Origin of the sequence: Acinetobacter sp. YH12112 (assembly GCF_013418945.1) — a bacterium.
GTDB classification, from domain to species: Bacteria; Pseudomonadota; Gammaproteobacteria; order Pseudomonadales; family Moraxellaceae; genus Acinetobacter; species Acinetobacter indicus.
In genome coordinates this window covers 1-12280 of record NZ_VPBA01000056.1, presented here as the reverse complement: position 1 = coordinate 12280, position 12280 = coordinate 1, and the positions used below count along the sequence as shown (strand labels likewise).

The 12280-nt window shown below is 49.1% G+C and carries 9 protein-coding genes and 1 rRNA gene; 5 read left to right on the top strand and 5 right to left on the bottom strand.

What is annotated here, in order from left to right:
- The 4 genes from rrf to FTU50_RS14290 all read left to right on the top strand — a co-directional run.
- A 5S ribosomal RNA gene (gene rrf, locus FTU50_RS14305) occupies window positions 1-108 on the top strand; the annotation flags it as partial.
- Between the two features lie 186 nt (window positions 109-294).
- A complete protein-coding gene (locus FTU50_RS14300; RefSeq protein ID WP_180047398.1) occupies window positions 295-1524 on the top strand; it encodes an MFS transporter in 1230 nt (409 codons plus the stop codon).
- A 118-nt stretch (window positions 1525-1642) separates the two neighbouring features.
- On the top strand, window positions 1643-4042 hold the full coding sequence (locus FTU50_RS14295; RefSeq protein ID WP_168381991.1) for a YgiQ family radical SAM protein: 2400 nt from the start codon (window positions 1643-1645) through the stop codon (window positions 4040-4042).
- A gap of 314 nt (window positions 4043-4356) precedes the next feature.
- The gene (locus FTU50_RS14290) at window positions 4357-4890 is read left to right on the top strand and encodes a DUF2726 domain-containing protein (RefSeq protein WP_005181471.1); all 534 of its coding nucleotides are present in this window, start codon (window positions 4357-4359) and stop codon (window positions 4888-4890) included.
- 38 nt (window positions 4891-4928) lie between these two features.
- On the opposite strand, the gene FTU50_RS14285 is transcribed toward FTU50_RS14290, so the two are convergent.
- The 5 genes from FTU50_RS14285 to mdtD form a co-directional block, all read right to left on the bottom strand.
- Window positions 4929-5282 (bottom strand): RidA family protein, encoded by a 354-nt coding sequence (locus FTU50_RS14285; protein ID WP_005181474.1) that lies wholly within the window; start codon window positions 5280-5282, stop codon window positions 4929-4931.
- Between the two features lie 467 nt (window positions 5283-5749).
- The gene (gene dinB / locus FTU50_RS14280; RefSeq protein ID WP_104472828.1) at window positions 5750-6805 is read right to left on the bottom strand and encodes a DNA polymerase IV; all 1056 of its coding nucleotides are present in this window, start codon (window positions 6803-6805) and stop codon (window positions 5750-5752) included.
- A 9-nt stretch (window positions 6806-6814) separates the two neighbouring features.
- Entirely contained in the window at window positions 6815-7828 is a 1014-nt protein-coding gene (locus tag FTU50_RS14275; RefSeq protein ID WP_180047399.1) for an MBL fold metallo-hydrolase, read from the bottom strand.
- Between the two features lie 49 nt (window positions 7829-7877).
- Window positions 7878-8663: a GH25 family lysozyme gene (locus tag FTU50_RS14270; RefSeq protein WP_180055224.1), complete on the bottom strand. Its 786-nt coding sequence runs from the start codon at window positions 8661-8663 to the stop codon at window positions 7878-7880.
- A gap of 75 nt (window positions 8664-8738) precedes the next feature.
- Window positions 8739-10130 (bottom strand): multidrug transporter subunit MdtD, encoded by a 1392-nt coding sequence (gene mdtD / locus FTU50_RS14265; protein WP_005181486.1) that lies wholly within the window; start codon window positions 10128-10130, stop codon window positions 8739-8741.
- A gap of 176 nt (window positions 10131-10306) precedes the next feature.
- On the opposite strand from mdtD, the gene FTU50_RS14260 reads away from it, so the two are divergent.
- A complete protein-coding gene (locus FTU50_RS14260) occupies window positions 10307-12121 on the top strand; it encodes a choice-of-anchor I family protein (protein WP_218949234.1) in 1815 nt (604 codons plus the stop codon).
- Window positions 12122-12280: the final 159 nt, after the last annotated feature.

Genomic DNA, 12280 nt, shown 5'->3' with positions numbered 1-12280 from the left:
ACAATAGCAAGAGTGAACCACCTGATCCCTTCCCGAACTCAGAAGTGAAACCTCTTAGCGCTGATGGTAGTGTGGGGTTACCCATGTGAGAGTAAGTCATCGCCAGCTCATTAATTCAAAATCCCCCTAGCTTAAACAGCAGGGGGATTTTTTTATGCAGAAAATTTGTGTGCTTAAGAAAGTAGAATTTATCGAGGGTTCTTCTCTCCGTTTAAACCAGCTTTTAATCGGTTGAAATTGAAGCCCCCAATTTAACCGGAACCGGCGTATACTCATAACATAATTGGAGTGTATATGTCAGATTCCCAAAGCCAGACTCAGCAAATTGAGCACGATTCTCCTCAGTTTAAGGCCATTCTTCTCTCTTTGTTTTTGGCCGGTTTTGCCTCCTTTTCTGCCTTGTACTGTGTTCAACCGATGATGCCGATTCTGGCCCAGTTCTTTCAGGTCAGTCCGACCCAAAGTAGTTTCCCCTTATCTTTTTCGACCTTTGCTTTGGCCGCCGCTCTATTATTTACCGGCCTGATTTCAGATCGGGTCGGGCGTAAACAGATTATGGTCGTGGCATTGTTCTCTGCGGCCTTACTGTTAATAGCCAGTGCCTTATTGCCACAGTGGTCATTTTTTCTCAGCACCCGTGTCCTGATTGGCATGGCAGTCAGTGGGGTAGCCGCGGTGGCAATGACCTATATTGGCGAAGAAATTGCGGCCAAAGATGTTGGCTTTGCCATGGGCTTATATATTTCAGGCACCGCAATTGGCGGCATGAGTGGCCGTTTAATTGCCGGAGTCCTGGTGGATTTTATTTCCTGGCAATATGCAACTTTAATCATTGGTGTGATTAACCTGGCGATTGCGATTCTGTTTTACTGGCTGTTGCCCAATTCCCGGAATTTCCAGTCCTATCCAATTCAATTGTCGCGTTTTAAACAGGCCTTTGCCAAAAATCTGGCCGATCCAAAATTAAGAATTCTGTTTCTTCAGGGCTTTATTCTGATGGGATGTTTTGTCTCGGTATTTAACTACATGAGCTATCATCTGCTGGATGCCCCTTTTGCTTTGCCACAAACCTGGATCGGGCTGATTTCTGTGGCCTATCTGGCTGGAATTTACAGTTCACCACGGGCGGCAAAGTGGGGACAAAAATTTGGCCGGGAAAAAGTGTTACCCTTGATGCTGCTGGTAATGTGGGCCAGTCTGGCGCTAATGTTACTGAATCAGCTGGCGGTCGTGTTAGTCGGGCTGCTGATTTTTACCTTTGCTTTTTTTGCAGCACATTCTCTTTGTAGCAGCTGGGTGACGGTGCAATCATTACAGTATCGGGCGGTGGGTTCATCTTTATATCTGTTCTGCTATTACTTGGGCTCGAGCGTGCTCGGCAGTGGTAGCGGTCTGATCTGGGAGCGCTGGGACTGGCCTGGCTTATTGATCTTTATCGCAAGTCTGCTGTTGTTGGGCCTGATATTGACCCTATATCTGAAAAAATTAAGCAGCACTGCACCCACGGCACAGATTAAAAATTAAAAACTTGATTTTGTATAAATTATAATCAAGCAAGCCACTTGGAATTCATGCTAAAATACTCGGCTTTCATCTTTCGATCTTTTCTGATCTTCCATCTGCCAGCCGAGAATTGCTAGCCATGTCTACTGCTTATACCGCTCAAACCGCGCCGAAAGCGTTGTTTGATTACGACAAATATTGGGCGTCATGTTTTGAACCCGCGCCATTTTTGCCGATGTCACGCGAGGAAATGGACCAACTCGGCTGGGATAGCTGTGACTTTATTCTGGTCTGCGGCGATGCCTATATTGATCATCCATCTTTTGTATCCGGTATTATTGGCCGTGTTCTGGAAGCGCAAGGTTTCCGGGTCGGAATTATCGCGCAGCCTGACTGGACCAATGTCGAGGCCTTTCGTGCCTTAGGTAAACCGAATATTGCCTGGGGCGTCACCGCCGGCAATATGGACTCGATGATCAACCGTTATACCGCGGACCGCAAAATCCGCTCGGATGATGCCTATTCACCAGACAATGTCCCGAACAAACGTCCAGACCGTGCTGCAACCGTGTATTGCCAGCGCTGTCGTGAAGCCTTCCCGGATGTGCCGGTGTTGCTTGGCGGGATCGAAGGTTCACTGCGTCGTATTGCGCATTATGATTACTGGTCAGATAAAGTCCGTCGTTCAATTCTGATGGATTCAAAAGCCGATTTATTGATGTACGGTAATGGCGAGCGTTCCATTATTGAAGTGATGCACCGTCTGGCCAAAGGCGAAAAAATTACCGATATCACCGATGTGCGCGGTACTGCCTTTATTATCAATAAACATAACCGTGCGGCCAAAGCCAAGTTTGTCGAAATCGCCTCCAATGATGTCGATACCATTGGCCGTGTCGATCCGATCATCAACCCCTATGTGATGACCGAAGATATTGATGGCTGTGAAGTTGAAAAAGAAAAGGGTAACAGCTTAAGCCAGTACCAGAATTTCCAAAAAGAAATGGTGGCCAATCCGATTGTCCGTGAAGGCGACAACCTGGATGCCGATACGCAGATTGTTCAGCTGCAACCGGCCTCAAAAGCCATTAAGCATAAACTGCCACCACGTGAACTGGCGGTTATTCGTTTGCCATCTTTTGAAGACGTGGCCAATGATCCTGTGCTGTATGCACATGCCAACCGTATTCTGCATTTGGAAACCAACCCGGGCAACGCACGTGCTTTGGTGCAAAAACACGGCGAGCGTGATGTCTGGATTAATCCACCACCAATTCCATTGACCACTGAAGAAATGGATTATGTGTTTGACCTGCCATATGCACGTCTGCCACATCCAGCTTATGGCGATGCACGTTTCCCGGCATTCGACATGATCAAGTTCTCGGTGAACATCATGCGTGGCTGTTTTGGGGGCTGTACGTTCTGTTCGATTACCGAACACGAAGGCCGTATCATCCAGAACCGTTCGGAAGAGTCGATTTTGCGTGAAGTGGAAAAAATCCGTGATACCGCACCGGGCTTTACCGGGATTATCTCGGACTTAGGTGGTCCAACCGCTAACATGTACCGCTTGCACTGTAAAGATCCGGAAATTGAAAAGAACTGCCGTAAGCCGTCCTGTGTATTCCCAGGCGTGTGTCAGAACCTGCATACCGATCATGCACCACTGACCCAGCTATACCGTAAAGCACGTGCGATTAAAGGCATTAAAAAGATTTTGATTGGTTCCGGTCTGCGTTATGACCTGGCGGTACTGAATCCGGAATATGTGCGTGAACTGGTGACCCACCACGTTGGGGGTTATCTGAAGATTGCACCGGAACATACCGAAAAAGGTCCGTTATCGAAGATGATGAAGCCCGGTATTGGTACCTATGACCGCTTCAAGCAAATGTTTGATCGTTTCAGCAAGGAAGCCGGCAAGGAACAGTATCTGATTCCGTATTTCATCGCGGCGCATCCGGGCACCACCGACTACGACATGATGAACCTGGCGATCTGGCTGAAAAAGAATGGTTTCCGTGCCGATCAGGTACAGACCTTCTATCCATCGCCAATGGCCACCGCCACCACCATGTATTACACCGGTAAAAACCCGCTGGCCAAAGTGGCGCGTTATACCGAAGATGTTGATATTGTGAAGGGTGAGAAACGTCGTCGTCTGCACAAAGCCTTCTTGCGTTACCATGATCCAAACAACTGGCCATTGTTACGTGAGGCTTTAAAAGAGATGGGCCGTGCCGATTTGATTGGCAATTCCAAGCAGCATCTGATTCCGACCTATCAGCCGCAAGGCACGGAAGGACAGTATCAGTCGGCGCGTAAGAAAAACTCGACGCTGGCCGGAGATTCACAGAAACGTACCGGTCAACATGGTAACCGTGGTCAAGGCCAAAATCAGGGTCAGTCGAATCGTCCGAAAAAAGGCCAGATGTTGACCCAGCACACTGGTTTGCCACCACGTGAAACTGGTGAAAAACGTCCATTTGGCGGCGCAAAGACCAAAGGCAGGTCTAAGCCAAAATCCCGTGCTTAAATCAGGAAAGGACGCCAAGTGCGTCCTTTTTTCTGGCGCACATTTTGTCGGATTTGTCAGACAATCGGTTTGAAAAGAATTGTGAAGCTCATAAAAGTTGGTATACATTAGCTTGAGGAAAAACAAGGAGATGGTTTTTCCTGGAAACTTGCTCTGCAACAGACTGTCAGTGTTTATGCATCTTTCGTCAGCATTGCTTTAAGTTTCTTAAATTTAACCTATTTATAATAAGCAAAACGTTATACTTGTATTTGAAAAATAATCGGTGAGATACCGAATAAATTATAAGAATAGAGTATTAAAGGATTAACCTCATGACCGTTTATATTATTCTCGCAAGTCTTATTCTGGCAGGGTTGCTGATCATGGCAGCCAGGCATGCCATTCAGGCTAAACGCCAGACCGACAGCACCCTGAAACGCCGCGCTATTTTCAGTTTGAATGAGCAGCTGACCTATACCCGGCTAAAAGAAATTTTACCGACCCATACCGTGCTGACCCATGTGTCTTTTGATGCACTACTGACCACCAAACTGCCGCGTACCCGCAATAAATACCGCAATATGGTGGCGGACTTTGTGGTGCTGGATGATGCTTATCAGGTACTGGCCGTGATTACCCTGGATGATACCCTGACCTTAAAACGTCAGCATATTCAGTATCAGAATGAATTGCTGCGGATGGCCGGTTATACCGTAATCAGCTTTGATCAGGTGCCGGAATATCAGCAATTGCGTGAAGAATTTGGGTTACTGGAGGGCGCTGAAAATCTGGAGGCGCTTGATCTGCCAAAAAAGAAATTGGCGTTCTATCCGGCCTCAGCGCGCAGAATGGGCGCGTTGGGTTGAAAAAAAGCATCTAAACAGATGCTTTTTATCTCAAATTTTTATGGTTTAACCGCGACCACAGTCATTTCAACCAGGACTTCGGGCTGATACAGCTTGGCTTCCACACAGGTGCGGGGCAGCGCTTCAATATCGGCGACCCAGGCATCCCAGATTTCATTCATGGCAGCATAGTCCTGCTCGATATCTTTTAAGAAAATCATGACTGACATGATATGACTTTTATCGGTGCCGGCTTCAGCCAGTAAACGGTCAATTATCTCAAGGGTCTGGCGGGTCTGACCGCGAATATCCAGGCTGGTGTCTTCTGCCAGCTGTCCGGCCAAATGCACCAGATGGCCTGAAATGGCAATTTCTGAATAGCGCTGTGCGACATGTAAACGTTGTACGGTCATAACAAAATCCTGTAGATGGGCAAGCAGCACTTCGGCTGCTCCGGCAATGTGACTATATTGCCATGAAGCGCCAATACAGAATACCAGCGCTGCCGGAGTTGGTACAGAAATCCATCAATCTTGTGGTGAGTTTAAATCGGCAGGGACAGTATTAGAGCGTAAAAATCCGGTGATCTGAAGGGAATAGATCGGGATAATACTAAATAAAAATTAGATAAAAGATGCAGGTTACAGCAAGGCGGGAGACGATACAGCCATCCATGGGAACGTCAGAGTTGTCCTGTAATATTCGGATAGATCATCACGCCAATCACAGGACAGCATGCTGAAAGTAAAGGTGATTTTCAGCATCTCAGCACATACATGGATAAATGTATTGCGCAGATAGATTACTCTAATTTTGCCCATTGTGAAGCGCATTTTGTATCATTTTTATTCTTTTGATCAATTCCTGCACAATTTTAAGCCTAAAGTAGACTGAGCTGCGGCTGCTGTGCTGGTGAAGACAGTTGATAAACCCCCACGCCAATCAGCCGGAACTGTTCCTGAGGCGAAATATGCATTTCCTCAATTAATAGTTGTAGCGCCTGTGCCAGCTGCTGCGGATGAGTAAAAATATGCTGAAAGCTTTTGCTGTGCTGCAACACCTGAAAGTTTTTCAGTTTCAGTTTGACTGACACGCCGCGGGCACAGAGCTGCTTTTTTTCCAGACTGGCCCAGACCTGTTGCAGCAGCTGTGGCCAGTAGGGCGTGCATTGGCTGAGGACATAATCATCATCAAAGGTGATTTCTTTGGAAATCTGCTGGCGTTTGCGTTCGGCCTGAACGGGGCGCTCATCAATGCCTTGTGCATATAAAAACAGGCGTTTGCCATATTTACCAAAACGTTGAATCAGCAGGCCTTCTTCGACCTGTTGCAGATCGCCCAAGGTTTCCAGACCCAAGGCCTTCAGCTTTTCCTGCATGACCTTGCCCACGCCCGGAATTTTCTTTAAGGGTAAATCCTGAATAAAGGTCTGCACCTGCGAAGGCTTGATCACGCAGAGGCCATTCGGTTTATGCCAGTCCGAGGCAATTTTGGCCAGAAATTTATTGGGTGCCACGCCGGCAGATGCAGTCAGGCCGGTGGTCTGAAAAATATCTTCGCGGATGCGCATTGCCACTTCTGTGGCGCTGGGGAGTTGCTGCAGGTTTTCGCTAACATCCAGATAGGCTTCATCGAGCGACAGCGGTTCAATGATTGCAGTATATTTTTGAAAAATTTGATGGATTTGTGCCGACACTTCCCGGTACTTCTGGAAATTCGGTTCCAGTACAATCACCTGCGGGCACAGTTTCCGGCCCTGACTCATTGACATGGCCGAGCGCAGCCCAAACACCCGCGCCGGGTAGGACGCGGCCACAATCACTGCACGCGGATGATGTGATGCCACCACCACCGGCAGATGTTGTAACTCTGGACGCTCTTTTAGCTCGACCGAGGCATAGAACGCATCCATATCAATATGAATGATTTTTCTCATGGCACCATCTTAACGCGCGACATCCGTGGCTGTCATTAGCGGATAAGCATACGGTTGATCGAGCAGCAGCACTTGGGTCTGTTGTTGTGCTGCGGCCTTGATCACGGTATTCAGACTCTTCGGGGTATTATCGGCCAGATGTGGTAAAAACTGTAGCGGCTGTTCTGGCGGCTGGAAAAAATCATCCCAATGGATGGGAATCAGCACCTTGGGTTTTAGGTGCTGCAAGGTTTCTGCCAGATACTGCTGCTGATACTGTTCCGGTTGCCTGGACAGCTGGGCAATGCCCAGAAACAGATGATCGACCTGTAGCTGTTTGAGCTGTTCGGGAATAAAACCGGTGCTGGCCTTGACCAGACTTTTATGACCTTCATATTCAATCAGATAGTCAAAGCTATGGCCTTCTTTAAACTCCGAAAACCGTGCCGGCAGGCTCAGTGGCTGCTGGATTTCCTCACCCAGATCATTATTCACTGCAGTTGGCGGAGTATGCTGGGACGGGAAAGCGGTGACACTAAAGTTGCCAATCTGCATCGGTTGTAAAGGTACCAGCTGCTGTAACTGGCTTTCGGGCAAGTGAGCACCACGGGCAATATTCAGCGTGCTTCGGGAACCAATAATTTTAGCCTGCGGCAGCAATTGGCCAAGTAGAGGGACATCCAGCGCATGGTCATAATGCGAGTGTGTCACCAGAATGGCTTGCGTTCGTTGCAATTGATGGAGCTCAATCGCATGTTCAATTACGATTGGCTGGCTGTTAATTTGACCAAACATCAGCTGACTCAGACTCGGCCGGCTAAAGAAGCCATCAATCAACAGCTGTTGCTGGCCATCATCAAACAGTAAGGTCGATACGCCAAAGAATTTGACCGTATAGCCCGCTGGTGCAGTTGCTGCCGGCTGATACAGCCACGGCTGGAAATCCTGCACTTTGCCGGAGGGCTGCAGCATGTAGATGATGAGTGCAATTAGCAGTAACATCAGGCCAAGCAGACCTGACAAAATCTTGTATTTCAGTGTCATTCGCACAATATTCCTGTCAGCTTTTATTTTTATCTTGTTGGTATGAGTATTAAGGGGTTGTATCCACGCTATTTTTAGATGGTTCCACAATCTGGTTGGCCTTAAGAAACTGTTGCCAGTCCTGTTCATCGCCATAAAAGGCATTCAGATCGACCGGAGTGGCAATGCCGGGAATCTGGCCACGATTGCTATATTGCCAGAACAGCCAGTCGGGATTACCGCTTAAGGCCGGTTTGCCCTGATATTCGCGTACCCACAGTGGCACCTGCGGGAACTGATTGACCAGTACAATATTATAAAAATTCCTGGAAATGTAAAAAATCGGCTGTTTGCCATAGTGCTGTTGCAGCGCGTCATGCATCAACCCAATTTCATGCAGTAACTGTTCCCGGGTATAGGTGTTGATACAGTTGCTGTCGTATTCCAGATCAATCACCGGCGGCAAGCTGTTGGCCTGTTTCGGGACACTGTCAATAAAATTCTGCGCCTGCACCTGACCATTACGACACAGCCGATAAAAATGATAGGCGCCGACTAGAAAGCCCTGTTCATGCGCGGCCAGCCAGTTGTCCTGAAATTTACGGTCTTTAAAATCGCCGCCTTCAGTGGCTTTTAAATAGACGAAACGGTATTTTTCCGGCGAAATCCTGTGCCAGTCAATCTGCTGCTGATGATGCGAAACATCAAAGCCCTGAATCGGATAGTCCTGTGCGGTGGCTGGCCGGGTATGCAGCACGCCCCAATACAGCAAGGCCGCCATCAGCACCACGCCGCAGATGGCAACCGCAGCATAGGTCAGGGGCTGGACAGAACGGCGGGCAGGGTGTGCAGACATAGGCAAGGCAGATCTTCGGAATTCAATTTTGATCATAACGCGAAGGCTGCGCGGGGGCTAGCATTCCACGCGGCTTTAGACCGGGGTGTTTTTTGGAATTTTCCAGAAAATCATTGCAGCCAGCAGGTTGATACTGCCCAGACAGATCAGGCTGGCATGAAAGGCTGCGACCACCTGTTCCGGTCCCCAATAGGCACTAAACAGGTTGACCAGTGTTCCGGCCAAGGCCACGCCAATACTCATGGACAGCATCATGATCATCGACAGGAAGCTGTTGCCGCTGCTGGCATCTTGCTGCGGTAAATCTTTTAAGGTCAGGGTGTTCATGGATACAAACTGCAGTGAATTGAGTAGACCGAAAATAAAGAAATGCAGCGCGCGTAACCAGATGGGTGTATCGGCCGTGGTCAGGGCAAAACTGGCGATACAGGCCCCGACCAGCAAGGTATTGGTGATGAGCACCTGACGATAACCAAAGCGCTGGATCAGCTGGCGAATGATCGGTTTTGAGGCCAGCGAACCGAGTACGGTCGGAATCATCATCAGGCCGGTCACAAAGGGCTCAAAGCCAAAGGCCAGTTGCAGCATCAGCGGCAGTAAAAAGGGAATTGAATTGCCGGCCAGCCGGGCAATCGAGTTCCCAAGAATCCCGATTGCATAAATCCGGTGCCGGAACAGCTTGCTGCGAAACAGGGCATTCTGATGGGTATGCGCATGATAGGCATACAGGCCGGCACTCAGCAGACCGAGCAGGACCAGCGCAATGCTCCACCACAGCGAGTACAGCGGACTGGCCACGTTTTCAATGCCCAGTGACAGCCCGACCATGGCAATCAATAACAGGATAAATCCCCAGAAATCAAATTGCGGCACGCTCGGCTCGGTGATGTTTGGCATGGCTTTAAAGGTAATCAAGACGCCTAAAATGCCAATCGGCAGATTGATTAGAAAAATCCAGTGCCATGAGGCCACTTCGACCAGCCAGCCGCCCAAAGTAGGTCCAATTAAGGGGCCGATCAGACCGGCCAGACTCATCAGGCTCATGGCCGATAAAAACTGGGTGCGGGGAATGATTTTTAGCATCGCCAGACGACCAACTGGCAATAAGAACGCGCCGCCAATGCCTTGCAGTACCCGGTAAAACAGCAGTTCATTCAGGCTGCTGGCATAGGCACAGCCAATGGAGGCCAGGGTGAAAATCACAATGGCGGAAAAATAGGTGTTGCGCACGCCAAAACGGTCGGCCAGCCAGCCACTCAAGGGAATACAGGCCGCCACTGACAATACATAGGCCACCACCACGCTGTGCATTCGCAGCGGATCTTCCTGCAAATTCTCGGCAATGGCCGGCAACGCGGTGTTGATGATGGTGGTATCCAGGCCCTGCATAAAAAAGCCAATCGACACCAAGAGCACTAACAATCTGAATTCGGGTTGCAGGGCTTGATGGGTTGGCGTGGCAGTCATAATTAGCGGGCATGGTGGAATTTTGCCTAGTGTAAAACAATCTGGCGCGGATATCGTATCTAAAGCGTTGCCGCGTGACGGCCTGACCCTGTCAGAAAACTGCAATCAAAACGTCATGGCACTGCAACCGGATGTTTATAAATTGTTCATATTCTAAACACTATCAAATTAAACCTATGAAATTAAAATTGAAATCACTTTGGGTGGCCATGTTGGCCGTGGGGATGGCAGCGTGTAACAGTGATGATGATCAGGTCAGTCCTGCACCGGTCGATCCAACCCCAAATACCATTGAACTGAGCAAAATTGGGGCCTATCAGTCGGGCATTTTTGCAGAAAGTGCCGCAGAAATTCCGGCCTATGATGCCGCCAGCAAACGTCTGTTTGTGGTCAATGCGCAGGCCGGGGTGCTGGATGTACTCGATTTAAGCCAGCCAAATCAGCCGGTTAAAATTGCCGAGATTCAGGTCCATGATATTGCCGAAGGCGCAGAAGTAAACAGTGTCGCGGTGCATAACGGTATTGTGGCAATTGCGATTCAGGCTGCCGTCAAAACCGATCCGGGTTATGTGGCGCTGTATCAGGCCAAAGATCTGAGCAAACTGGCGCATGTGCAGGTCGGTGCCTTACCGGATATGCTGACTTTTAGCCCGGATGGTCAAACCCTGCTGGTGGCCAATGAAGGTGAGCCATCGGACGATTATCAGGTTGATCCGGAAGGTTCAATTTCCGTGATTCAGCTGAGTAATTTAACAGCGCCTGTGGTCCGCACTGCAGACTTTAAAGCCTTTAATGGTCAGGAAGCGGCGCTGCGTGCCCAGGGCGTGCGTATTTTCGGGCCAAATGCGACCGCGGCGCAGGATTTTGAACCGGAATATATTACGGTATCGCAAGATGGCAAAACGGCTTGGGCTGCATTGCAGGAAAACAATGCGCTGGCCAAAATTGATGTGGTCAATGCCAAAGTACTGGCGGTGTATCCATTGGGCTTTAAAGACCATGGTCTGGACGGCAATGGCATGGATGTCAGCGATGCCGATGGTGTTGATGGGACAGGCAGTATTAAGATCCAGACCTGGGCCAATGTGCGCGGTCTGTATATGCCAGATGCGATTGCCAGCTTTGACGTGGCCGGCAAAACCTATATTGTGACGGCCAATGAAGGCGATGCACGCGCCTGGGGTGAAGACACACCAGAATATTTTAATAACGACACCAGCAAAGGTTTTGTAGAAGAATGGCGAGTGAAACATCTGGTACATGCCGATGGCTTTGCCCGCCGTTTAGGCGATGATTTACCGGCACACTTAAGCCAGCTGGCCAAAGGTGCCGAGCTGAATCCGGACAATTTTGGCTACTGCGGTGCCACGGCAGGCAATGCTGGTGACTGCCGTAAAGATCATCTGCTGGGTCGTCTGAATATTACCTGGACTGAAGGCTACCAGAAAAATGCCGATGGTACGCCAAAGCTGAATGAACGCGGCAATCTGGTATATGACCATCTTTATAGTTTTGGTGCACGCTCGGTCAGTATCTGGACAGAAAATAGCGCGCAAAACGGTCTGGAACGGGTCTGGGATTCAGGGGATGATTTTGAGCAGTACATTGCCGAGCATCATCCGGAAATTTTCAATGCCAACCATGAAGAAGCCGGCATGGATAACCGCAGTGACAACAAAGGCCCTGAACCTGAAGGCGTGACGCTGGGCCAGATTGGCAGCAAAACCTTTGCCTTTATTGGTCTGGAACGTGCTGGCGGGGTGATGGTCTATGATGTATCGACTCCATCTGCACCAAGTTTTGTGCAGTATCTGAATAGCCGTGAGATGAGTGCGAGCACTGAACAAATTGAGCTGGGGCAGGCCGGTGATTTAGGCCCGGAAGGTCTGGTCTTTATTGCGGCAAAGGACTCGCCTAATGGCCAGCCATTACTGGTGGTGGGCAATGAATTCAGCGGCAGCACCGCGGTATATCAGCTGAACCTGAAATAAGTGAGCAAAAAAGAGAAAGGGCACTACGGTGCCACTGCTGTCCCATAGTTTGCTTTAAATAAAAAAACCTGAGTCCTAACAGTTAAAATATGAGTGTAAACAAACACTTTAACGACCAGGATTCAGGTTTTGTCACATCAGAATACCGTATTTCATGAG